Genomic DNA, 21,945 nt, shown 5'->3' with positions numbered 1-21,945 from the left:
CCCTGCGGGTGCAGTTTTCTGTAATCCGCAGGCGAAAGCCTTTCCATGGGCGCTAACACAGGGTGATCGGCAATGAGCCGACAAGTGACGAGAGAGATCAGCTATGCCAGTTCGGCGCGCTCAAAAGGCGGCCGGGTTCTGATCCGTTTTCTGGAAAACGCGACAGGGCGGTTGCGTCTGATCAAACGCGCCAAAGGGTACGAAGACGAAGTTGCCGCTGGCCGCGACTTTTGGGACGTGATGGTTGAACGGTACGGGCTAAGCCTTGATGTCGTCGATGGCGCTCTTTCGCAGATACCGGCCAACGGCCCGCTGATCCTGATCGCAAACCACCCCTATGGCATCCTGGATGGCCTGATGATGGGGCACATCCTGTCAAAAGTGCGCGGTGATTTCCGCATTCTGGCGCATCAGGTTTTCCGCAAAGCCGAAGAGCTGAACAAAATCGTTCTGCCCATCAGCTTTGATGAAACCAAAGAAGCACAGCGCGTGAATATCGAAACGCGCAAAGCCGCGTTGGAGTATCTGGCGAAGGGCGGGGCGATTGGGATTTTCCCGGGCGGTACCGTGTCCACCGCTGCCAAGTTGTTTTCGCCGCCCATGGATCCGGGCTGGCGCAGCTTTACCGCGCGCATGGTTGCCAAGTCGAACGCAACGGTCGTGCCGATCTTTTTTGATGGCCACAACTCGCGCCTGTTTCAGTTGGCCAGCCGGGTGCATTCGACCTTGCGACTTGCGCTTTTGATCAAAGAATTCCGGGCGCGGGTGGATGAACCGGTGCGGGTGGTTGTTGGAAAACCAATCCCTCAGGCACAACTTAACGCGCTGGCAGGCGATCCCAAAGCAATGATGGATTTCCTGCGCAAAGCCACGTATGACCTTTCCCCAAACCCTTTGAAGTCTTACGACTATGGCTTCGAATTTGAAGAAAAGTACAAGGCATAATGGCTGTTGGCGTTTTCGATTCTGGTCTGGGCGGTCTGACCGTACTGGACGCGGTGACCAAGCGGTTGCCCGATGTGCCCTTCGTTTACTACGGGGACAATCTGCATGCGCCTTATGGCGTGCGCGATGCTGATGACGTGTACAACCTGACGACAAAGGCGGTTGAACGCCTTTGGGATGCGGGCTGTGACCTTGTAATTCTTGCCTGTAACACGGCCTCGGCGGCGGCGCTGAAGCGGATGCAGGAAAACTGGATACCGGCCGACAAGCGCGTGCTTGGCGTGTTTGTTCCGTTGATCGAAGCCCTGACAGAACGCGAATGGGGCGATAATTCACCGCCGCGCGAAGTCGCGGTAAAGCATGTGGCGTTGTTTGCGACGCCCGCGACCGTGTCCAGCCGGGCGTTCCAGCGCGAACTGGCGTTCCGCGCCGTTGGCGTAGACGTAGAGGCGCAACCCTGTGGCGGTCTGGTCGATGCGATTGAACAGGGCGACGAGATTTTGGCAGAGGCGCTGGTGCGCAGCCACGTAGAGGCTTTGCTGCGCCGGATGCCCAAACCCGAAGCCGCAATTCTGGGCTGTACCCATTACCCGCTGATGGAAACGGTTTTTCAGGAAGCGCTGGGGGAAAACGTCAGCGTTTATTCGCAGGCCAATCTGGTTGCAGAAAGCCTTGCCGATTATCTGGAACGTCACCCAGACATGCTGGGCGCGGGCACAGAGTCGATGTTCCTGACGACGGGTGACCCCAAAACCGTGTCAAACAAGGCCACGCAATTCTTGCGACGACGGATCGAATTTCAGTCCGCCTGATTGCACGCCACCGCGTTGCTTCCTACATCCACATTAAGAATTTCTGGAAGGTCACGACATGACCCATAAAATCGCCATCCTTGGCGCCTCTGGCTATACCGGCGCAGAACTTGTTCGTTTGATCGCAACCCATCCGTTGATGGAAATCGTTGCGATGTCTGCTGACCGTAAGGCTGGGCTGGAAATGGGCGCGGTGTTCCCGCACCTGCGTCACCTGAAATTGCCGACGCTGGTAAAGATCGAAGAGATCGACTTTTCCGGTGTGGATTTGGTGTTCTGCGCCTTGCCGCATGCCACCTCGCAGGCCGTTATCAAAGAGCTGCCCAAAACGGTGAAGATCGTCGATCTGTCGGCTGACTTCCGTTTGCGCGACCCTGCGGAATACGAAAAATGGTATGGCAAGCCCCACGCTGCGCTTGATCTTCAGAAAGAGGCTGTTTACGGCCTCACCGAATTTTACCGGGATGAGATTAAGGGCGCGCGGTTGGTTGCTGGCACCGGCTGTAACGCGGCCACCGGGCAATATGCCCTGCGTCCGTTGATTGATGCGGGCGTGATTGATCTGGACGATATCCTGATTGATCTGAAGGCCGCCGTTTCGGGCGCAGGCCGGTCGCTTAAGGAAAACCTGCTGCATGCAGAGCTGTCCGAAGGGTACCATGCCTATGCCGTGGGCGGCACGCACCGTCATTTGGGAGAGTTCGATCAGGAATTCTCCAAGGCGGCAGGAAAGCCCGTGCATGTGCAGTTCACTCCGCACCTTGTTCCGGCAAACCGGGGTATTCTGGCGACCGTCTACGTGCGTGGTGATGCCGCAGCCGTTTATGACGCATTGGCAAAACGTTATGTAGATGAAACCTTCGTTGAGGTTTTGCCGATGGGCGAACACCCATCGACCAAACATGTGCGCGGATCGAACTTTGTACATATCGGCGTCGTGGCCGACAGGTTGCCGGGGCGGGTGATTGTGATCGCTGCCCTTGATAACCTAAGCAAAGGGTCATCCGGACAGGCGTTGCAAAACGCCAACTTGATGTTGGGGGAGGAGGAGACCGCCGGCCTGATGCTGGCCCCGGTTTTCCCCTAAAGAGAGGACAACGATGCGTGGACTAAAGAAACAACGGCGAATTCAGATTGTCGTGGCGGCCTTTGCCGCCCTTGCAATCGCGACCGGGCTGATCGGATACGCGATGCGCGACGGGATCAATTTCTTTCGTTCACCTTCACAAGTGGTCGAAGAGCCTCCGCGCCCGGAAGAGGTGTTCCGCATTGGCGGCTTGGTTGAAGAAGGCAGCCTTAAGCGCGGTCAGGGCGAGGTTATTCGGTTCAACGTAACCGACGGCGGCGCCTCGGTTGCGGTGACATATGCGGGCGTATTGCCGGATCTGTTCGCTGAAAATCAGGGCATGATCGGCACCGGAAGCTATGTGAACGGTGTGTTCGAAGCCTCTGAAATTCTTGCGAAACACGACGAAAGCTATATGCCGAAAGAGGTGGTGGACGCACTGAAGGAACAGGGCGTCTATCAAGAGGCGAACGGTAGCTGAGCGGCTTTTTAACCAAATGAGACTGAAATCACCCCCAGGTTTTGAAACACCTGGGGGTTTTCATGTTGTCGGTAGAAGAAATCGCAAAAGAGATTGTCGCCCGCGAAGGCGGCTATGTGAACGACCGGGATGATCCGGGCGGGGCAACGAAATACGGCGTGACCATTGGCACAATGCGGCGGCTGGGGATGGACCTGACCGGAGATGGCCGTATCTCGGACGCGGATGTGCGCAAACTGACGCGGCATCAGGCGATGCAGGTGTTCATCGATGATTACTATCACCGCCCGCATATCGATGCGCTGCCCGAGGCGATTCAGCCGTCGGTCTTTGACATGTATGTGAACGCCGGGGCCAACGCGGTGCGCATCTTGCAGCGTTTGCTGAACGATATGGGACAATGGGTCGAAGTGGACGGGACCATCGGCCCCAAAACCATCGCGGCGGCCCGAGCTGCGGCCGTGGCTGCGCCATCCCATCTGGCCGATGCCTATGGGATCGCGCGGCGCAACTATTACTACGCCCTTGCGGATCGCCGCCCCGCCAGCCGCAAATACGCCAAACGGCGCAATGGCGGAAAGGGGGGCTGGATCCTGCGGGCTGAAGAGTTCATCGCACCGCGCTATCACCTGTCGGACGCTGACCATAACAAACGGGTGTCAGCATGGGGATGATCGAAAAGCTGTTCACGGTCCTGTTTGGCGATGGGCGAAACATGATCACGGAAACGGCGGGTGTATTCATTGAAAATACCGAAGCCGGGGCACAGCGCGATGCGGCGTTGAAACATGCTGTGATGGCGCAATTCGCGGCGGAATTTGGGGCCGCTCAACGGGGCCTGTTTGATCGTGTCATCGACGCGCTGAACCGGTTGCCGCGCCCGGCGCTGGCGCTTGGGACGCTGGGCTTGTTCATTTCGGCGATGGTGAACCCGATCTGGTTCGCCGCCCGTATGCAGGGCATCGCCTTGGTGCCAGAGCCGCTTTGGTGGCTGATGGGGGCGATTGTCAGCTTTTATTTTGGGGCGCGCCATCAGGCAAAAGGGCAAGAGTTTCAACGCTCTATCGCACAAACCGTCGCGCGCGCCCCTGTCGTTACACAAAATCTAAGGGCGCTAGAGGCGCTGCAGGCAGGGGCCGTGTTGCACGAGCCTTCGGCAAACAACCCCGCGCTTGATGACTGGCGAGGTGGCGCATGACCCCCTTTATGTTGGTTACAATGACCGGACTGACCTCTGTTACGTTTTTCGACCAGTGGTGCCGCAAGGGGGCGTGGCATGCGTTGGCCATGGCGGTGTTGGCCGCTGGGGCGATGTTGGTGCAGTTGGCTTAGGCCGATCACGCAACTGTGGCGCGGTACCGCACGCAAACCCCGTTGGCCTTAGCCACGGTTCGCCGTAGTATCGCGCCATGATTACAGAACTCGGCCACTTTGCCCTCGTCCTCGCCTTCGCCGTTGCCATTGTGCAGACGGTGGTTCCGCTTATCGGTGCACATAAAGGGTGGGGCGGCTGGATGGCCGTTGCCGAACCCGCAGCGACGGCGCAATTCACGCTGACCTTGGCAAGCTTTGGCGCGCTGACCTATGCATTTGTCACCTCGGACTTTTCTCTGGCGCTGGTCGTGAACAACTCTCACACCGCTAAGCCATTGATTTATAAGATATCAGGGGTGTGGGGGAACCACGAAGGTTCGATGTTGTTGTGGGTGCTGATCCTGACCTTGTTCGGGGCCTTGGCCGCATGGTTCGGCGGGAACCTTCCGCCGACTTTGCGCGCGCGCGTGTTGGCGGTGCAAAGCGCCATCGCGGTGGCGTTCTTCGCCTTCATCCTATTCACATCCAACCCATTCCTGCGCTTGGCGATTCCACCGTTTGATGGGCATGACTTGAACCCATTGCTGCAAGATCCCGGTTTGGCGTTCCACCCGCCATTCCTGTATCTGGGCTATGTCGGGCTTTCGATCTGCTTTTCGTTCGCGGTTGCGGCCCTGATCGAAGGGCGCGTTGACGCGGCATGGGGGCGGTGGGTGCGCCCGTGGACGTTGCTGTCTTGGATGTTCCTAACCATCGGGATCGGCCTTGGCAGTTGGTGGGCCTATTACGAACTGGGCTGGGGCGGTTTCTGGTTCTGGGACCCGGTTGAAAACGCAAGCTTCATGCCATGGCTGATCGCAGCCGCGCTGCTACATTCTGCGATCGTCGTGGAAAAGCGCGAGGCCCTGAAAAGCTGGACAATTCTGTTGGCAATCATGGCCTTTGGCTTTTCGCTCATCGGTACATTCATCGTGCGTTCGGGGGTTATCACCTCGGTCCACGCGTTCGCCAATGACCCAGAGCGTGGCGTGTTCATCCTGATGATCCTTGCCATCTTTATGGGCGGCGCGCTGGTCCTTTACGCGGCCCGCGCTGGCGTGATGGAGGCGAAGGGCGTGTTCGGGATCGTCAGCCGAGAGTCGGCACTTGTGTTGAACAACATCCTGTTGGCGGTTGCGGCACTGGTTGTCTTTGTCGGCACGATTTGGCCGCTGATCGCGGAGATGACGCTTGGGCGGAAGCTGTCTGTTGGTCCGCCGTTCTTTGATATGGCGTTTACACCCTTCATGGTCATTCTGGCGCTGATCCTGCCAATCGGTGCGATCCTGCCGTGGAAGCGCGCGCGGGTTGGCCGGGCGCTTAAACAGCTTCGCATCGCGTTTGTTGTCGCGCTGGCGTTTGGGGCGCTGGCATGGGCAATGCAGACCGGGCGTTCGGCACTTGGGCCTGTCGGCCTGTTCCTTGGCACGTGGCTTGTATCAGGTGCGGTTGTTGACCTTCTGACGCGTACAGGCCGTGGCGCGATTGGTGACAAACTGCGCCGTCTGGTGCGTCTGCCACGCGCCGACTGGGGCAAGGCTGTTGCCCACGCCGGGCTTGGCATCACCATCTTTGGTATCGCTGGCCTGACAGCGTGGGAGCAGGAAGACATCCGCGTCGCCCAAATCGGCGAGCGGTTTGAAGTTGGCGCCTGGGGAATTCAGCTGGACAACGTTCAGCGGGTGCAGGGGCCAAACTATGTTGCCACGCAGGGCGTCATGAGTGTTTGGCGTGACGACGTCGCGGTGGCCGAACTGACGCCCGAAAAGCGCGTGTATCCAGTTGCCGGGATGCCCACCACAGAAGCGGGTATCGACAACGGCTTTTGGCGCGACATCTATCTGGTGATCGGTGATCCACAGGATGACGGTGGCTGGGCTGTGCGGACATACATCAAACCCTTCGCGAACTGGATTTGGTCGGGCACGATCATCATGGCGCTTGGCGGCTTGCTCAGCCTGTCTGATCGGCGTTATCGCGTGGCGGCCGGTGCCAAGAAGGCGGCGCCCGGCGGCGCCGTCCCTGCGGAGTGAGTTTCATGCGAAAGCTGCTGTTCGCCGTTGCCGTGTTGCTGGCCGTGCCAGCCTTTGCAGTAGAGCCTGATGAGGTGTTGCCCGATCCCGCGCTAGAGGCGCGGGCGCGCGAAATCTCTAAAGGTCTAAGGTGCCTTGTTTGCAGGAACGAAAGCATCGATGAATCCAACGCTTCGTTGGCTAAGGACCTGCGCGTCCTTGTGCGCGAACGCTTGGTCGAAGGGGACAGCGACGTCGAAGTCGTTGATTTCGTTGTGGATCGGTATGGCGAATATGTTCTTCTGAAACCCACGACGGGCGGGGCGAACGTGCTGTTGTGGATTGCCGGTCCGGCGATGCTTCTGCTCGCGCTTGGGATTGGCGCGGTCTATATCCGGGGGCGCCGTGCGGCGGGTGACACCCCCGCCGATACGCTTAGCGAAGCCGAGCAAGCCCGCCTAAAGGAAATTATGCGCGAATGACCTTGCGTTTTTCTTTCCCATAGGGCCCGCTGCCCTATGCTGCAAACAACGCAGGTTAGGGAGAGTAACGCGATGGATTATCAGACCATCCTTCTGAATATCGAAGACGATGTGGCCGTTCTGACGCTGAACCGCCCTGACGTCATGAACGCGCTGAATAGCCAGATGCGCGCCGAGATTTTGCACGCCCTGCGCGTCGCACAGGAAAACGCACGCGTGTTGGTTATGACCGGCGCGGGGCGGGCGTTTTGTTCCGGCCAAGATCTGGGGGATGCGGGCAATGCATCGCAGTTGGATCTGGAACGCACCTTACGCGACGAATACGAACCCATGCTGCGCCGGATCAATGACAGCCCGATCCCGACGATTGCGGCGGTGAATGGTCCGGCGGCGGGGGCAGGGGCCAACCTTGCGCTGGCTGCGGACGTGGTGATTGCCTCGGAAAGCGCCAGCTTCCTGCAGGCGTTCACCCGTATCGGGCTGATCCCGGATGCCGGTGGCACCTATTGGCTGCCCCGTCAGGTCGGCTTTGCCCGCGCCATGGGGACCGCGTTGTTCGCAGAGCCCGTGTCGGCGCGTCAGGCGGCCGATTGGGGGATGATCTGGGAAGCAGTCCCAGCGGATGAGTTTGACGCCCACTGGAAAGCCCGCGCTGCCAAACTGGGCGCTGGCCCCACGCTTGCCTACGGCAAGGTGAAAGAGGCCCTGCGCGCGTCTTACAACAATGAGTTGGAAGAGCAGCTAGAGCTTGAAGCAAAGCTGCAAGGCGAATGTGGCAAATCGCGTGACTTCAAAGAGGGCGTGATCGCATTCCTTGAAAAACGCCCGGCACGTTACGAAGGGCGATAAGCGAGACTTCGCGGGCGACGACGTCCGTCGTCCGCTAGGCTAGTTGGACGCCGCTGCGAATGCGAAATGGGCCATCGTCGTGTCAAACGCGTAAAACGCCCAGTGAATGCTGAACGCGTATACGAACCCGTTCCTTCTTTGCAAAATAAGATAGGGGTAAATCGCGCCGAAAAGCGTTGCGGCGATTGTGTAGCGCGTGACGTAAAACGCATTTGCGTCTGTCAGGGCAAGCGTCAGGTGAAAGCCTCCGAACAGAACCGCCGTTAAGATTACCGATTGCCGCAGGCTCATCTTTTGGGCCTGCATTTCCAACACCAGTGCGGAAAGAAGAACTTGCTGGAACAGAATCTCGACTGTCTTCGGTAGGAAATACCAAGGTTGGGCAAAAACGATATCCGCGACGTTTAAATCGTCCGGTGGGTCGACGGCTGGAAGTTGGGGCAGAACTTTCAGCGCAAATAAGGCAAACGTAATCAGCATCACTGCTGGTGCTAAACGATTTTCGCCCGGCGATGCCCGTCTGATCCATGCGTTGACGTCTGGCCTGAACACCGCAATCACCATGCCAGCCCATACGCCATAATATGCACCCATCAGAATCGGCGCTTCGTTATAGCCGTTGGTCAGCCCCAACGTATCGGTGATTTCGTAATACCCGAGGCTAGAGATGGTCCACGCCATGGTGATCACGGCGATGACGACAAAGGCGCTTTTCCATGTGGGGGCGATGATGTTTTTCATGGATTACCAATACCGGACAACGTCGCACATCTGCCCGTGTTTAGGGGGCGATGCAACAAGCGAGGTTTTACATGGGGCAATAGAGCGCTGTAAATGACCGCGCTAGCGCACCTTGTGCATAGCCCTAAACAGAAACGGCCGCCCAATCGGGCGGCCGTCTGAATGTTCTGAATTCCGGTTCTTACCGGTCTTCGACATCCACGTAATCGCGGGCTGTCGAACCTGTGTACAGCTGACGTGGGCGACCGATTTTCATGGTCGGGTCCGAGATCATCTCTTTCCACTGGCTCACCCAGCCAACCGTGCGGCTTACCGCGAAGATTGGGGTGAACATCGACGTTGGGAAGCCCATCGCCTCTAGGATGATGCCGGAATAGAAGTCCACGTTCGGGAACAGTTTCTTCTCTGCGAAATATGGATCGGCCAGCGCTTGGGCTTCCAATTCTTTCGCAACCTGAAGCGTTGGGTTGTTTTCAACACCCAGCAGTTCCAGAACTTCGTCAGCGGACTTTTTCATAACCTTCGCGCGTGGGTCGAAGTTTTTGTACACGCGGTGGCCAAAGCCCATCAGGCGGAATGGATCGTTCTTGTCTTTCGCACGGGCGATGAATTCAGGAATCCGATCCACGGTGCCGATTTCACGCAGCATTTCCAAGCACGCTTGGTTTGCGCCGCCGTGGGCAGGGCCCCAAAGACAGGCGATACCGGCTGCGATACACGCAAACGGGTTCGCGCCAGAAGACGAGGCCAGACGCACAGTCGACGTCGAAGCGTTCTGTTCGTGATCTGCGTGCAGCGTAAAGATACGGTCCATTGCGCGGGCAAGGATCGGGTCAACCTCGTAGTCCTCTGCCGGAACGGCAAAGCACATGCGCAGGAAGTTGGACGCATAGTCCAGATCGTTGCGCGGATAGACCATCGGCTGACCGATTGTGTATTTGAACGCCCAAGCGGCAATCGTTGGCATCTTGGCGATCAAACGGATCGCCGCAACTTCGCGCTGCCACGGATCGTTTACATCGGTGCTGTCGTGATAGAACGCGGACATCGCGCCAACCACACCAACCATAACGGCCATTGGGTGCGCATCGCGGCGGAACCCGCGGAAGAAGTTGCCCATCTGCTCGTGTACCATGGTGTGGCGCGTCACGCGGAATTCGAAATCTTCCAGCTGAGCAGCAGTTGGCAGTTCACCGTAAAGCAGCAGGTAGCACACTTCCAAGAAGTGGGATTTTTCAGCCAGCTGATCAATCGGATAACCGCGGTGCAAAAGCTCGCCCTTGCCGCCATCGATAAACGTGATCGTGGATTCGCAAGAGGATGTGGAGGTAAAGCCCGGATCGTGGGTGAATACGCCACCCTGGGCATAGAGTTTGGAAATATCGATGACATCTGGCCCGGCACTGGGCGAATACATCGGCAATTCAATGGTGGTGTCACCGAAGCTCAGCGTTGCGGTCTTGGTGCTGTCTGCCATTCTTATCCCTCTCTGAGAGACCGGCGCGAGGAACCGCACCGGTCGGTGGCGTTATGTGGTGCAGGTAAATCCCGCATCAGGCCTGTGCGTCAGTCAGCCGGGCGATTGTTTCATCCCGTCCGATGACAAGCATCATATCGAAAACGCTGGGCGTTGCGGTGCGTCCCGCAAGGGCTGCACGAAGAGGTTGGGCTAACTTCCCCAGTTTGAGGCCACGTGCCTCGGCGAACTCCCCCACAGCCGCTTCCAGCGCGTCTCGCGTCCAGCTAGCATTTTGCAGATGCGGCGTCAATTCCGTCAGTATACCACGGGATACATTATCCAGCGACTTTGACGCCTTTTCATCCGGTTCAAACGGGCGCGAGCCAAGAACAAAGTAAGCCTTATCAAGCAGTTGCCCGAAGGATTTGGTGCCGGTTTTCAAATATGGCATGGCAAGGGCCAAACCACTTTTTTGTGCATCCGTAAGCGCGGGTGCATCCGTGGCAACCAAAAACGCCTCAAGCTCTTGCAGCAGTGCAGCATCGTCGGCGACCCCGATATGCTGTCCTGAAAGATTTTCCAGCTTCTTAAAGTCAAACCGCGCGGGCGATTTGCCGATTCCATCAAAGCCGAACCATTCTTTCGCCTGTTCGTCGTTGAAAAACTCGTCATCGCCATGGGACCAGCCCAGCCGTGCAAGGTAGTTGCGAACAGCCGCCGCCGGATAGCCCATCGCCTGATATTCTTCGACTCCAAGCGCGCCGTGGCGTTTGGACAGCTTCTTACCGTCGGGGCCGTGAATCAGCGGGATGTGTGCGTAAACGGGCAAGGACCAACCCATCGCCGCGTAAATCTGCATTTGACGCGCGGCATTGGCCAGGTGGTCATCCCCCCGGATCACATGGGTCACGCCCATATCATGGTCATCTACAACCACCGCCAACATATATGTCGGTGTGCCGTCTGAACGTAACAGGACCATGTCATCCAGTTGATCGTTTTTCCATGTCACGTCGCCCTGTACCTGATCTTTGATCACGGTCGCGCCTTCGCGCGGGGCCTTCAGGCGCACAACATAGGGCGCGTCTGGATGGGATTCGGGTGCCGCATCGCGCCACGGCGAACGGTATAGCGTCGATTTCCCGGCGGCCTTTGCTTCTTCGCGGAAGGCGGCGATTTCGTCCTGCGTGGCGAAGCACTTATAAGCGTGGCCCGTGGTCAGCATCTCCAACGCAACCTGGGCGTGGCGGCCCGCACGTTCGAACTGACTGACTGCGTCGCCGTCCCAATCCAACCCCAGCCAAGTCAGACCTTTAAGGATCGCGGCTGTGGCCTCGGGCGTGGAACGTGCGCGGTCGGTGTCTTCGATGCGCAGCAGGAACTTGCCGCCACGACCACGGGCATAGAGCCAGTTGAACAGCGCGGTGCGTGCGCCACCGATGTGCAAATAGCCGGTGGGCGACGGGGCGAAACGGGTGACAACCTGAGCCTCGGACATAGGGCGTTAACCTTCTGGAAACCAAATGGGAGATAGCGTTGCAGCCTGATTAAGCAATCGGGCAGGGGAGGACAAGGCATGCGCATCCTTGAGACCCTCGACGCACAGCGCGGACATTTGTTCCCTTGGGTCCCCGTGGCGCTGGCCGCCGGGATCGGGTTCTACTTCACCCTGACGGCAGAGCCCGGCGCGGTCATCTGGGCAGGCGTCACTGGCCTGTGCGGCTTGTTTTTACTGCTATCTTGGGTGGTCGGGCCGCGGGCTGGGCCCTTGTTCGTCTTGTTGTTCCTGATCGGGGCGGGTGGCCTTTTGGCTGGCGCGCGGACCATGTTGGTGGCCGAGCCAGTGCTGAAGTACCGCTTTTATGGCGCGGTTGAGGGGCGGATCATCGCGATTGATCGATCCTTTTCTGACGTGCCACGGCTGACCTTGGATCAAGTGTGGATGGAGCGGTTCGCGCCCGACGAAACACCGGCCCGCGTCAGGGTCTCTTTGCACGGCAATCAGGGATTTTTCGATGCTGAACCGGGGCTTCGCGTCGCGATGACCGCCCATCTTTCGCCGCCGCCTGCGCCCTCGGAACCCGGGGGTTTCAACTTTCAGCGGCGCGCGTGGTTCGAAAAACTGGGTGCTGTCGGTTACACACGCTCGCCTGCTTTGGCGATGGCGCCGGCGTCGGAAGGGCGCGCGGGGCTGGCCATTCACCGTTTGCGAATGGCAATCTCGGGGGCGATCAGGCAACACATGCCCGGTGATGAGGGCGCTTTCGCATCCGCGATTCTTACAGGCGACCGTTCCGCCATGTCGCAACCCACCCTGCAAGCTTTACGCGATGCAAATCTGGCGCATCTTCTGGCGATTTCAGGTCTGCATATGGGGCTTTTGACCGCGTTTGTCTTTGCCGCATTGCGCACCGGCCTATCGCTGATCCCACCGCTGGCCTTGCGCGTACCGGTGAAAAAGCTGGCGGCCGTTTTCGCTCTGTGCTGTGCGGCGTTTTACCTTGCGCTTTCTGGCGGCAACATCGCCACGCAAAGGGCATTCATCATGGTTGCCGTGATGTTGGTCGCCGTGCTGTTCGATCGCCGCGCTATTACGGTGCGGGCGGTGGCGATTGCCGCGCTGATCGTCCTTTTAATGCAACCCGAAAGCGTGACGGAACCCGGATTTCAGATGTCCTTTTCAGCCACAACCGCATTGGTTGCGGTTTTCGGTGCGCTGCGGGATTGGCCGGAAAACTGGTGGCGGATGCCACGATGGGCGCAACCGGTTCTGGCCGTGGTGGTTTCTTCGCTTGTCGCCGGGGGGGCCACAGCCCCGTTCGGCGCGGCGCATTTTAACCAAGTCGCGCAATACGGCCTATTTGCGAACCTGCTGACCGTGCCCTTGATGGGAATCCTCGTGATTCCGGCAGCGGTTGTTGCGGGCCTGCTGGCACCCTTTGGCGTTGCTGGCATCGCATTGGATGTCATGCGCTTGGGCATTGGGTGGATATTATTCGTCGCGGAATATGTGGCCGGGTTGGATGGTTCCACGTGGCCTGTGCCTGCACCTTCGGATTGGGTTTTGCCAATTTTTACCATCGGGGCGCTGTGGCTGATCCTGTGGCAAGGGCGATGGCGGCTTTTGGGTGCTGTTCCTGCATCCTTGGCATTTGTGCTTTGGGCGCAAACCTCACGTCCGCAGCTTTTGATTTCGGACAATGGCAGCCTGATGGGGTTGATGACCGAACAGGGCCGCGTGTTGAGCAAGGGGAAGGGTGCAGGCTTTTCTGCGCAAAACTGGCTAGAGAATGACGGTGATGTCGCCACTCAACAGCAAGCATTCGGGCGCGACGGGTTCGGCGGTGGCAAAGGGTACCTTATCGCCGAGGTGATGGGCCAACGTTTCATACACCTGTCGGGACGTGGTTGGGCCGGGAAACTGCCCGAAGCTTGCGCGCAGGGATGGGTCGTTATGGCGCGTAAGCTGGACATCCCCGCACCCGAAGGGTGCCAGTTGTTGGATCAACGAGCGTTGTCGAAAACCGGCTCCATTGCCGTTTTTAAAGGGCCGGATGGTCCGATTATCACGAAAGCGAAAACCTTAGCGGGTGACCGGCCTTGGACACAGTGATCAGTAACTGCGGATCAGGCCGACAAGCCGCCCCTGCACGCGCACCTTGTCAGAAGGAAGCATCCGCGTTTCATAGGCGGGGTTGGCAGCTTCAAGCGCGATCATGTCGCCCTTGCGACGAAATCGTTTCAACGTCGCCTCATGCCCTTCGACCAGCGCCACAACAATCTCACCGTTGTCAGCGGTCGTCTGTTCCCGGATCACAACGACGTCGCCATCATTGATCCCGGCTTCGATCATCGAGTCGCCCTTAACTTCCAGCGCGTAATGCTTTCCGCGCCCCGACAGCATGGACCCTGGAACCGCAACGGAATGGGACACTTCGCTAATTGCTTCGATCGGGGTACCAGCGGCGATGCGGCCCATCACGGGCAGTTCCATCGCGTGTACATTCTCAACAGGCATGGCGTTCGACGGGGGCGGGGGCGGCGCATCGCCTTCGATAACACGGGGGGTGAACCCCTTCTTTTCCATCGCTTCGGGCAGTTTCACGATTTCAATCGCACGAGCACGATGGGCAAGGCGGCGGATGAAGCCGCGTTCTTCCAATGCAGTGATAAGACGGTGGATGCCGGACTTGGATCGCAGATCCAATGCTTCCTTCATTTCATCAAATGACGGGGGAACACCGTCTTTTTGAAGGCGCGCGTTAATGAATTCCAACAGTTCCAGTTGCTTACGGGTCAGCATCAGTAGCTCCTGCGACAGTCGCCCACGGAACAAAACGGGGGCATCGTTCCCCCATGTTCTATTCATGTTCTCGTTTTGTGTCAACCGCCGTGTCAGATCGGCAGATATTCTACCGTATCACCAGCTTTGCGCGCGGGGTCGTTAGGCGGGCGCACGACCAAGGCCTGTGCGTCAGACAGGATCGTCAGGAGAGAGCTGTCCTGACGGCCAAACGGCGCCAACCCTTCGTCGGTTTGACGCGCGCGCATGTAATGTTCGCGTGGGCCGTTTGCGTCGATATCTATGGCCAACACACCGCGGCGGCGCGGGGCAGGCGCGGCTTCAAGGCCAAGCATCACACGCAGGGCGGGCACCACAAATATCTGCCCACAGACCATCGCGGAAACCGGATTGCCGGGAAGGCCAACCATCGCCGCCGATCCCAGCCGCCCCGCCATCAGCGGTTTACCGGGCCGCATCGCCACTTTGTAAAATGAACGGTCCATCCCAAGGTCTTCGGCAACCTGCGCAACCAGATCGTGATCCCCAACAGAGGCGCCGCCTATGGTCAAAATTAGATCCGCGTCTTTGGCCAAATCGAAAACGGCCTTCAACGACGCAACCGTGTCTTTCGCGATAGGAAGAAGGCGAACCTCTGCACCTTCGGCCTCTAGCATCGCTTTCAAGCCAAAACTGTTTGATGCGATGATCTGATCCGGGCCGGGCGTTTCGCCGGGCATGACCAATTCGTCGCCTGTCGCGATGATCGCCACGACAGGGCGACGGCGCACCGGCACATGCGCGATGTTCATCGAGGCCATTAGGGCAATGTTCGCAGGGCTCAACCGGCGAGGTGCGTCCAGCGTGGCGCCTTCGACGAAATCACCGCCAGCAGGTCGAATGTGGAACCCTTCGTCCATGTCACGGTTTAGAGAGATCAAATCGCCGGTTCGCCCGACATCTTCTTGAATAATAACACGATCTGCCCCGTCAGGGATCGGTGCGCCGGTAAAGATGCGAACCGCTTGCCCGGGGCCGACGCTGCCTTCAAAGGCATGCCCGGCTGCGGCTTCGCCGATCACCTTGAACATGGCGTCCGGTTCAGCCTCTGCCGCTTTCAGGGCATAGCCATCCATGGCCGAGGCTGCGAATGGCGGCTGGCTGCGCTTTGCGCTAACCGGGCGGGCCAGCACGCGGCCAGCGGCCTGCGCCAAAGGGATTTCTTCGATATCTACCGGCGCGACCAGCGCGAAGACATGTTCAAGCGCTTGGGCGACGGTAATCATCAATCAGCCTCGTAAAGGCCGGATTTACCGCCGTCTTTCAGCTTTAGCCGAATGTCGGAAATCACCATGCTTTTCTCAACGGCTTTGACCATATCGTAAAGCGTAAGGGCGGCGGTGGAGACGGCCGTCAGCGCCTCCATCTCAATCCCCGTCTGCCCGGTGGTCTTAACGGTCGCTTCGATCCGCACGCCCGGAAGCGCCTCATCCGGGGTCAGCTCAACAGCGACCTTGGTTATCGGCAGGGGATGGCACAGCGGGATCAGGTCGGCGGTTTTCTTAGCGCCCATGATCCCGGCAAGCCGCGCAACGCCAAGAACGTCGCCCTTTTTGGCGCGGCCTTCGGTGATCATCGCAAGCGTTTCGGGCTGCATCTTTACGGAGCCCTCGGCCACCGCAATGCGCGAGGTCACGGCCTTTTCCGAAACATCCACCATATGGGCATCGCCCTTGGTGTCGAAATGGGTCAGTTCCGCCATCACGCGCCTCGTGTCATGTCGTTGGAATGGCTGAGCAATTCGCGGGTCGCCTGGGCCACGTCATCTTTGCGCATCAGGCTTTCGCCAATCAGGAAGCAACGCGCGCCGTGCTGCGCCATGTCGGCCAATTCTTCGGGCGTATTCAGCCCGCTTTCCGCGATAACCATCCGCCCTTCGGGGATACGTTTTGCCAGCGTGCGCGTCGTATCAAGCGAGGTTTCGAAGGTTTTCAGGTTGCGGTTGTTGATGCCCATCAAAGGGGATTTCAGCTTTAGCGCGCGATCAAGCTCTTCACCGTCATGGACTTCGATCAGCGCATCCATGCCCCATTCAAACGCGGCCGCTTCAAGTTCGGCGGCTTGGTCATCGGACACGCTGGCCATGATGATCAGAATACAGTCGGCACCCAGCGCGCGGGCTTCGGCCACCTGATAGGTGTCATACATGAAATCTTTGCGCAGGCAGGGCAGGCTAACGGCGGCGCGCGCGGCTGTCAGGTATTCTTTCGCGCCCTGGAACGAAGGCGTGTCCGTCAGGATGGAAAGACAGGCAGCACCGCCTTCTTCATAGGCCTTGGCCAAGGCGGGCGGGTCAAAGTCAGGCCGGATCAGACCCTTGGACGGGCTGGCCTTTTTGACCTCTGCGATCAGGCCGTAGCCTGTTTTCGCGGCGTTCTGAAGTGCTTGGGCAAAGCCGCGCACGGTGGGGGCGGCTTTCGCGGCCTCTTCAACCTCTGCCAGAGGGCGCGCGGCCTTGTCGGCGGCAACCTCTTCCAGCTTATAGGCTTTGATCTTGTCCAGTATGGTGCTCATGCAGATGAGATAGCCCGCCACCGCCCCGAATGGAAGAGGAAGAGAGGCCCTTACGCCTTAGACGTAAGTTGGGCCAACCCAACAACTTTTGCACCTGCTGCGCCACTGTCGATGCTTTCCGCGGCCATGGCGGCCCCTTCGGGCAGCGTGGCGACCTTGTCAGCCACAACCAGTGCGGCTGCGGCGTTCAACAAAACCGCATCGCGATAGGCTGATTTCGTGCCTTCCAGCAACGCGGCAAAGGCGCGACCGTTTTCTTCGGGCGTACCGCCAAGCAGGTCTTCGAACGGGTGTTCGGGCAAACCGGCATCTTCGGGGTGGATTTCACGATCACTGACAGCGCCGTCTTCCAGCGCCGCGACATAAGACACGCCCGCAATGGAAAGTTCGTCCGTGCCGTCGCTGCCATGCACAAGCCACGCCTTTTCGGACCCAAGTGCCAACAGCGTTTCAGCCATGGGCCGGATCAGATCGCGGGTGAACGCGCCGGTCAGTTGCCGCTTGACGCCCGCCGGGTTGGTCAGGGGCCCCAGAATGTTGAAAATCGTGCGCGTCCCAAGTTCAAGCCGTGTGGGCATGACATGTTTCATCGCCGGGTGGTGCATGGGCGCCATCATAAAGCCGATGCCGACCTCTTTCAGCGCGCGTTCTACGACATCGGCGCCGACCATCACGTTGATGCCCATCTGACCCAACGCATCCGCCGCTCCAGATTTGGAGCTAAGGTTCCGGTTGCCGTGCTTGGCAACGGGTACACCGGCACCCGCCACAACAAATGCCGTCGCCGTAGAGATGTTCAGCGTGCCCTTGCCATCACCACCGGTGCCCACAATATCCATCGCGCCAATGGGCGCTTTGACGGGCGTGCACTTCGCACGCATCACTCCAGCGGCCGCAGCAATTTCACCAACTGCTTCACCGCGCGTGCGCAGCGCCATCAGAAAGCCACCGATCTGGCTGGGCGTGGCTTCGCCGTCGAACAAAATCTCGAACGCGGTTTCTGCCTCTTCGCGGGTCAGCGGGCGATCAGCGGCCGCGCCGATCAGCGGTTTTAATGCGTCGCTCATGCTGGCACCTTCGACATATCAAGGAAATTCTTCAAAAGCGCATGCCCGTGTTCGGACTTGATGCTTTCAGGGTGGAACTGCACCCCATGGATCGGCAACGTCTTGTGACGCAGCCCCATGATCGTGCCATCCTCTAGCCATGCGTTCACTTCCAGACAGTCGGGCAGGCTTTCGCGATCTACGATCAGGGAATGATACCGGGTTGCCTCAAACGGGGAAGGAAGCCCCGCGAACACGCCGGTGCCGTCGTGGTGCATGATGCCCATCTTGCCGTGTACGATATCGTCCGCGCGAACGATCTTTCCGCCAAAGGCTTCGCCGATTGTCTGATGTCCAAGGCACACGCCGATCAGCGGCGTTTTGGTTTCTGCTGCGGCTCGCGTCAGGGCAAGGCAAATACCTGCTTGCGAAGGATCACCGGGGCCGGGGGACAGCAAAATCGCCTCTGGCTTTAGGGCAACCGCCTCTTGGACGTTCAGCGCGTCGTTTCGCCAGACCCGAACATCCGCACCCAATTCGCCCAGATAATGAACGAGGTTGTAAGTAAAACTGTCATAGTTGTCGATGAGCAGCAACATGCGGACGCCTTTGTTAAATGGGGGTGAACCCCGCGCTTGGTCGGGCTATACATGTTCAGAGCCGCGTGCCGGGGTCAAGGGCAGAGCGGATTGAAACCAGCGCCGGTTGAACAGGCGGAATGGACGGAGGCAAGATCGATGAGCGGCTTTGTAAGAGGGCTCGTTTCGGGTGGCGTAACAGTTGTTGTCCTATTGTCAGCAGCGTCAATTATTGCGCCCCTACCGCAAGAAGACCAAGGGCTTGTCGTCGAAGTAGAGCCAAATCCGGTTGGGTCTGGCTCTGACGAAGAAGACCCCGAAGGCGAACCAGAAGAGCCTGAACCGGGGGCGCAAGCCCCAGCTCTGGAACGCGCGCCCGCACCTGACGCGGCACCGACTGCCCCAGAAGCAGAGGCCGAAGGCGCCCCGACAGAATCACCCCAGACAGGCGAAATCGACCTGCCACCGGGGTCTGAATTCAACCGCCCTCCGCCCGAGGGAGAGGCGATTATACCCGGCACGGACCAAACCGCATTGCCGGGCGCAGCCCCCGCTGTGCCAACGCCAAGCACCGATATTGCAACGCCGCCCGCGCCTGACACAGCGCCGGGGTCGGTCCCGCAGACAGACGCAGAAGCAACCGGCGTGATGGTTGCGCCAGACGTCGTGGATGCAAGCCCGACGATCCCGTCAACCGGCGAAGCGCCGATTTTGCCGATTCCGGGCGCGACAAGCCCGCTGGAACCTTCGACCGAAGCGCAGCCAGCACGTCGCATTAACCCGACCTCGCCCATCGGGGTTGCACCGAATATCGCGGCCGAAGCCACGCCAAGCATGATCCGCGTTCCCGTGCCAGGCCATAAAATCGCGCTGCCCAATGTACGCACAGGCCGCTTGCCCACTGTGGGCGGGGAAAACGCCGCGCAACAGGCAGAGGAAAGCGAAATAGTGTTCGCCGACCCAGCTGATCTTGATGCGGTTGCCCGGTATGCCGCACCTTTTGAAGCCGAAGGCGACGGCCCGCTTTTTTCGGTTATCCTGATCGACGCAGGCGAAGAGGGGCTTGATCGTGAAACGCTGAAAACATTCTCGTTTCCAGTGACTTTTGCTGTGGATGCATCACGCCCCGACGCCGAACAGGCAATGCGCGACTATCGCGCCGCAGGGTTTGAGGTTGTGCTGTTGATGACGGGCCTGCCCGAAGGCGCGCAGCCTAGCGACCTTGAAGTTTCACTGTCGGCCTATCTGTCGCGTGTGCCGGAAAGCGTTGCGATTATGGACGCCGAAGCGGGTACGTTGCAGTCTGACCGCCCGTTGCTGACACAGCTGATGGCGATGCTGGACGAAAGCGGCCATGGTGTTGTAACCTATGACCGTGGACTGAACACAGCCGAAAAGATGGCTCAGGCGGCGAAGGTGCCGTCGGCGCTTGTGTTCCGGGTGTTGGATGGCGAGCAAGAGGCTGGCTCTACAATCCGCCGGTATCTTGATCGCGGAGCATTCAAGGCAGCGCAGGATGGGCAGGTGGTTGTGGTTGGTCACAGCTATCCTGAAACCGTGACGGCGCTGTTTTCCTGGGCGCTGGAAGGCAAGGGGGCAGATCTGACCATGGCCCCGATTTCGGCGATTTTGCGCGGCCAGTGATCTAACCAAACGGACGCGCGTTCCGCGCGACACCTATTTTTAGCGCCCCCTAGGGGGCGCTATTGTCTGCCAAGCCGATGGGTTAGCGAAACAGCAAAGCCTATTCGTTGCCCGAGCGGGCAAAGAGCCCCGCATCTTCGGCGGCCATTCGAATCGCCTTGGATTTGTTGACGGTTTCCTGAAATTCGGCTTCGGGGTCGCTGTCGTAAACAACACCGCCACCGGCCTGAATATAAAGCTTTTCGTCCTTCAAGACAGCCGTCCGAAGGGCGATGCACATATCCATGTCACCATTCGCCGCGAAATAGCCGACGCCGCCGCCGTAAACGCCGCGCTTTTCAGGCTCCAGCTCGTCAATGATTTCCATCGCGCGCACCTTTGGCGCACCAGACACGGTCCCCGCAGGTAGACCGGCAAGCAGCGCGGAAAGTGCATCTTCGCCATCCGCGATTTCGCCGATCACGTTGGACACGATGTGCATCACGTGGCTGTAGCGTTCGATGATAAATTCTTCGGTCGGTTTGACCGTGCCGATTTTGGCCACGCGCCCAACATCGTTGCGGCCCAGATCAAGCAGCATCAAATGTTCGGCCAGCTCTTTCTTGTCGGCCAAAAGGTCCGCTTCCAAGGCGCGGTCTTCTTCGGGCGTTGCGCCACGGGGGCGGGTGCCTGCGATTGGGCGAATTGTGACCTCTTCTTCGCGCAACCGCACAAGGATTTCGGGGCTGGCGCCAATCACTTGGAAGCCACCGAAATTGAAGAAGAACATGAACGGCGACGGGTTCGTGCGCCGCAGTGATCGATAAAGCGCAAACGGCGGCAGCTTGAAATCCTGTGTCCAGCGTTGGGCTGGTACGACCTGAAATATGTCACCGGCTCGGATGTAATCCTTGGCCTTTTCGACCGCTTCCATATAGCCGGCTTTGGTGAAGTTCGACACAGGTTCGCCAACGGGCGTGACTTCACCCAGATCACGGGTTGCCGCCGAAATTGAGCGTTCCATTTCGCGTACGGCGTCCATCACGCGCTCTGCCGCTTGGGCATAGGCCGCGCGGGCGGACAAACCAGAAGCGGCCCAAGCCGGTGAAACAACCGTAACTTCGCCCTTCACGCCATCCAGAACCGCCACAACCGATGGGCGCAGCATCAGCGCGTCAGGCAGGCCAAGAGGGTCTGGATTGACGTTGGGCAGGCGTTCGACAAGGCGGATCATGTCATAGCCAAGGTAACCAAACAGCCCCGCCGCTATGGGCGGCAACCCGTCGGGCATATCGATCCGGCTTTCACCGATGAGCGCGCGCAGTGTGTCAAGCGGGCTGCCGGGAAGGTCTTCGAACGTGTCGGGATCAAAACGCGCTTGGCGATTGATCCGGCTTGCCGTACCGCGACATTCCCAGATCAGATCGGGTTTCATCCCAACCACGGAATAGCGCCCGCGCACTTCGCCGCCAGTAACGGATTCCAGCATAAAGCTGTCTTTGCGCGCCTCTGCCAGTTTCAGCATCAGGCTGACGGGCGTGTCCAGATCGGCTGCCAACCGGGCATAGACCACCTGATTGCGGCCCGCGTTATATTCGGCCTCGAAAGCCTCGAACGATGGGGTCAGTCCTGCCATGGTATC

General features: G+C 59.1%; 22 protein-coding genes. 12 read left to right on the top strand and 10 right to left on the bottom strand.

The features are described 5' to 3' along the window. Positions 1-72 precede the first annotated feature (72 nt). The 10 genes from COL8621_RS09980 to COL8621_RS09940 all read left to right on the top strand — a co-directional run bounded on the left by COL8621_RS09980 (position 73) and on the right by COL8621_RS09940 (position 8,000). Positions 73-945, top strand: coding sequence for a lysophospholipid acyltransferase family protein (locus COL8621_RS09980; protein WP_093967233.1), 873 nt, complete (start codon positions 73-75; stop codon positions 943-945). Continuing rightward, positions 945-1,757, top strand: a complete 813-nt coding sequence (murI, locus tag COL8621_RS09975) for a glutamate racemase (RefSeq protein ID WP_093967232.1) — start codon at positions 945-947, stop codon at positions 1,755-1,757. The genes COL8621_RS09980 and murI overlap by 1 nt, the downstream gene beginning before the upstream one ends. Positions 1,758-1,815: 58 nt before the next feature. After that, positions 1,816-2,844: an N-acetyl-gamma-glutamyl-phosphate reductase gene (argC, locus tag COL8621_RS09970; protein WP_093967231.1), complete on the top strand. Its 1,029-nt coding sequence runs from the start codon at positions 1,816-1,818 to the stop codon at positions 2,842-2,844. Positions 2,845-2,857: 13 nt separating this feature from the next. Further along, on the top strand, positions 2,858-3,304 hold the full coding sequence (gene ccmE / locus COL8621_RS09965) for a cytochrome c maturation protein CcmE (protein ID WP_093967230.1): 447 nt from the start codon (positions 2,858-2,860) through the stop codon (positions 3,302-3,304). Between the two features lie 62 nt (positions 3,305-3,366). Continuing rightward, positions 3,367-3,978 (top strand): holin-associated N-acetylmuramidase, encoded by a 612-nt coding sequence (locus COL8621_RS09960; RefSeq protein WP_093968508.1) that lies wholly within the window; start codon positions 3,367-3,369, stop codon positions 3,976-3,978. Then, positions 3,969-4,502, top strand: a complete 534-nt coding sequence (locus COL8621_RS09955; RefSeq protein ID WP_093967229.1) for a holin family protein — start codon at positions 3,969-3,971, stop codon at positions 4,500-4,502. Before COL8621_RS09960 ends, COL8621_RS09955 begins: the two co-directional genes overlap by 10 nt. Next, entirely contained in the window at positions 4,499-4,636 is a 138-nt protein-coding gene (locus tag COL8621_RS19140; protein WP_176438473.1) for a hypothetical protein, read from the top strand. Before COL8621_RS09955 ends, COL8621_RS19140 begins: the two co-directional genes overlap by 4 nt. Before the next feature lie 77 nt (positions 4,637-4,713). After that, complete coding sequence (locus COL8621_RS09950) at positions 4,714-6,690, top strand: heme lyase CcmF/NrfE family subunit (protein WP_093967228.1); 1,977 nt, start codon at positions 4,714-4,716, stop codon at positions 6,688-6,690. 5 nt (positions 6,691-6,695) lie between these two features. Next, positions 6,696-7,151, top strand: coding sequence for a cytochrome c-type biogenesis protein (locus COL8621_RS09945; RefSeq protein WP_093967227.1), 456 nt, complete (start codon positions 6,696-6,698; stop codon positions 7,149-7,151). A 72-nt stretch (positions 7,152-7,223) separates the two neighbouring features. After that, the gene (locus COL8621_RS09940) at positions 7,224-8,000 is read left to right on the top strand and encodes an enoyl-CoA hydratase-related protein (protein ID WP_093967226.1); all 777 of its coding nucleotides are present in this window, start codon (positions 7,224-7,226) and stop codon (positions 7,998-8,000) included. 39 nt (positions 8,001-8,039) lie between these two features. Here the strand turns inward: COL8621_RS09940 and COL8621_RS09935 are convergent, their stop codons facing one another. From COL8621_RS09935 to gltX, 3 genes are all read right to left on the bottom strand, one after another. Continuing rightward, positions 8,040-8,741 (bottom strand): hypothetical protein, encoded by a 702-nt coding sequence (locus tag COL8621_RS09935; RefSeq protein ID WP_093967225.1) that lies wholly within the window; start codon positions 8,739-8,741, stop codon positions 8,040-8,042. A 181-nt stretch (positions 8,742-8,922) separates the two neighbouring features. Next, positions 8,923-10,218, bottom strand: a complete 1,296-nt coding sequence (gltA, locus tag COL8621_RS09930; protein ID WP_093967224.1) for a citrate synthase — start codon at positions 10,216-10,218, stop codon at positions 8,923-8,925. A gap of 76 nt (positions 10,219-10,294) precedes the next feature. Continuing rightward, positions 10,295-11,698 carry a glutamate--tRNA ligase gene (gene gltX / locus COL8621_RS09925; RefSeq protein WP_093967223.1) on the bottom strand — a complete coding sequence of 468 codons (1,404 nt, stop codon included), beginning with the start codon at positions 11,696-11,698 and terminating at the stop codon, positions 10,295-10,297. A 78-nt stretch (positions 11,699-11,776) separates the two neighbouring features. On the opposite strand from gltX, the gene COL8621_RS09920 reads away from it, so the two are divergent. Further along, positions 11,777-13,813: a ComEC/Rec2 family competence protein gene (locus COL8621_RS09920; RefSeq protein WP_093967222.1), complete on the top strand. Its 2,037-nt coding sequence runs from the start codon at positions 11,777-11,779 to the stop codon at positions 13,811-13,813. Here the strand turns inward: COL8621_RS09920 and lexA are convergent, their stop codons facing one another. The 6 genes from lexA to COL8621_RS09890 all read right to left on the bottom strand — a co-directional run bounded on the left by lexA (position 13,814) and on the right by COL8621_RS09890 (position 18,701). Beyond that, positions 13,814-14,503, bottom strand: coding sequence for a transcriptional repressor LexA (gene lexA, locus COL8621_RS09915; protein ID WP_093967221.1), 690 nt, complete (start codon positions 14,501-14,503; stop codon positions 13,814-13,816). A gap of 92 nt (positions 14,504-14,595) precedes the next feature. Next, positions 14,596-15,768 (bottom strand): molybdopterin molybdotransferase MoeA, encoded by a 1,173-nt coding sequence (locus COL8621_RS09910; RefSeq protein ID WP_093967220.1) that lies wholly within the window; start codon positions 15,766-15,768, stop codon positions 14,596-14,598. Next, positions 15,768-16,244, bottom strand: coding sequence for a cyclic pyranopterin monophosphate synthase MoaC (moaC, locus tag COL8621_RS09905; protein ID WP_093967219.1), 477 nt, complete (start codon positions 16,242-16,244; stop codon positions 15,768-15,770). The genes COL8621_RS09910 and moaC overlap by 1 nt, the downstream gene beginning before the upstream one ends. After that, positions 16,244-17,056, bottom strand: a complete 813-nt coding sequence (gene trpC / locus COL8621_RS09900; RefSeq protein WP_093967218.1) for an indole-3-glycerol phosphate synthase TrpC — start codon at positions 17,054-17,056, stop codon at positions 16,244-16,246. The genes moaC and trpC overlap by 1 nt, the downstream gene beginning before the upstream one ends. A 50-nt stretch (positions 17,057-17,106) precedes the next feature. After that, positions 17,107-18,123, bottom strand: a complete 1,017-nt coding sequence (gene trpD / locus COL8621_RS09895; RefSeq protein ID WP_093967217.1) for an anthranilate phosphoribosyltransferase — start codon at positions 18,121-18,123, stop codon at positions 17,107-17,109. Further along, the gene (locus COL8621_RS09890; RefSeq protein ID WP_093967216.1) at positions 18,120-18,701 is read right to left on the bottom strand and encodes an aminodeoxychorismate/anthranilate synthase component II; all 582 of its coding nucleotides are present in this window, start codon (positions 18,699-18,701) and stop codon (positions 18,120-18,122) included. The genes trpD and COL8621_RS09890 overlap by 4 nt, the downstream gene beginning before the upstream one ends. Positions 18,702-18,839: 138 nt before the next feature. On the opposite strand from COL8621_RS09890, the gene COL8621_RS09885 reads away from it, so the two are divergent. Continuing rightward, positions 18,840-20,324 (top strand): divergent polysaccharide deacetylase family protein, encoded by a 1,485-nt coding sequence (locus COL8621_RS09885; protein WP_176438472.1) that lies wholly within the window; start codon positions 18,840-18,842, stop codon positions 20,322-20,324. A 100-nt stretch (positions 20,325-20,424) separates the two neighbouring features. On the opposite strand, the gene trpE is transcribed toward COL8621_RS09885, so the two are convergent. Next, on the bottom strand, positions 20,425-21,939 hold the full coding sequence (trpE, locus tag COL8621_RS09880) for an anthranilate synthase component I (RefSeq protein ID WP_093967214.1): 1,515 nt from the start codon (positions 21,937-21,939) through the stop codon (positions 20,425-20,427). Between the last annotated feature and the right edge of the window lie 6 nt (positions 21,940-21,945).

Origin of the sequence: Actibacterium lipolyticum (genome assembly GCF_900184935.1) — a bacterium.
Lineage (GTDB): Bacteria > Pseudomonadota > Alphaproteobacteria > Rhodobacterales > Rhodobacteraceae > Actibacterium_A > Actibacterium_A lipolyticum.
This window is presented reverse-complemented; position numbering and strand designations above follow the sequence as displayed.

What these genes read in the sequence shown, in the direction of transcription:
- COL8621_RS09920 (WP_093967222.1), top strand. Translation starts at nt 11,777, where the DNA reads ATGCGCATCCTTGAGACCCTCGACGCACAGCGCGGACATTTGTTCCCT.
- trpC (WP_093967218.1), bottom strand. Translation starts at nt 17,056, where the DNA reads ATGAGCACCATACTGGACAAGATCAAAGCCTATAAGCTGGAAGAGGTT.
- COL8621_RS09960 (WP_093968508.1), top strand. Translation starts at nt 3,367, where the DNA reads ATGTTGTCGGTAGAAGAAATCGCAAAAGAGATTGTCGCCCGCGAAGGC.
- argC (WP_093967231.1), top strand. Translation starts at nt 1,816, where the DNA reads ATGACCCATAAAATCGCCATCCTTGGCGCCTCTGGCTATACCGGCGCA.
- ccmE (WP_093967230.1), top strand. Translation starts at nt 2,858, where the DNA reads ATGCGTGGACTAAAGAAACAACGGCGAATTCAGATTGTCGTGGCGGCC.
- gltX (WP_093967223.1), bottom strand. Translation starts at nt 11,698, where the DNA reads ATGTCCGAGGCTCAGGTTGTCACCCGTTTCGCCCCGTCGCCCACCGGC.
- trpD (WP_093967217.1), bottom strand. Translation starts at nt 18,123, where the DNA reads ATGAGCGACGCATTAAAACCGCTGATCGGCGCGGCCGCTGATCGCCCG.
- lexA (WP_093967221.1), bottom strand. Translation starts at nt 14,503, where the DNA reads ATGCTGACCCGTAAGCAACTGGAACTGTTGGAATTCATTAACGCGCGC.
- COL8621_RS09935 (WP_093967225.1), bottom strand. Translation starts at nt 8,741, where the DNA reads ATGAAAAACATCATCGCCCCCACATGGAAAAGCGCCTTTGTCGTCATC.
- COL8621_RS09885 (WP_176438472.1), top strand. Translation starts at nt 18,840, where the DNA reads ATGAGCGGCTTTGTAAGAGGGCTCGTTTCGGGTGGCGTAACAGTTGTT.
- murI (WP_093967232.1), top strand. Translation starts at nt 945, where the DNA reads ATGGCTGTTGGCGTTTTCGATTCTGGTCTGGGCGGTCTGACCGTACTG.
- COL8621_RS09980 (WP_093967233.1), top strand. Translation starts at nt 73, where the DNA reads ATGAGCCGACAAGTGACGAGAGAGATCAGCTATGCCAGTTCGGCGCGC.
- COL8621_RS09945 (WP_093967227.1), top strand. Translation starts at nt 6,696, where the DNA reads ATGCGAAAGCTGCTGTTCGCCGTTGCCGTGTTGCTGGCCGTGCCAGCC.
- moaC (WP_093967219.1), bottom strand. Translation starts at nt 16,244, where the DNA reads ATGGCGGAACTGACCCATTTCGACACCAAGGGCGATGCCCATATGGTG.
- COL8621_RS09910 (WP_093967220.1), bottom strand. Translation starts at nt 15,768, where the DNA reads ATGATTACCGTCGCCCAAGCGCTTGAACATGTCTTCGCGCTGGTCGCG.
- COL8621_RS09890 (WP_093967216.1), bottom strand. Translation starts at nt 18,701, where the DNA reads ATGTTGCTGCTCATCGACAACTATGACAGTTTTACTTACAACCTCGTT.
- COL8621_RS09940 (WP_093967226.1), top strand. Translation starts at nt 7,224, where the DNA reads ATGGATTATCAGACCATCCTTCTGAATATCGAAGACGATGTGGCCGTT.
- gltA (WP_093967224.1), bottom strand. Translation starts at nt 10,218, where the DNA reads ATGGCAGACAGCACCAAGACCGCAACGCTGAGCTTCGGTGACACCACC.
- COL8621_RS09955 (WP_093967229.1), top strand. Translation starts at nt 3,969, where the DNA reads ATGGGGATGATCGAAAAGCTGTTCACGGTCCTGTTTGGCGATGGGCGA.
- COL8621_RS09950 (WP_093967228.1), top strand. Translation starts at nt 4,714, where the DNA reads ATGATTACAGAACTCGGCCACTTTGCCCTCGTCCTCGCCTTCGCCGTT.
- COL8621_RS19140 (WP_176438473.1), top strand. Translation starts at nt 4,499, where the DNA reads ATGACCCCCTTTATGTTGGTTACAATGACCGGACTGACCTCTGTTACG.
- trpE (WP_093967214.1), bottom strand. Translation starts at nt 21,939, where the DNA reads ATGGCAGGACTGACCCCATCGTTCGAGGCTTTCGAGGCCGAATATAAC.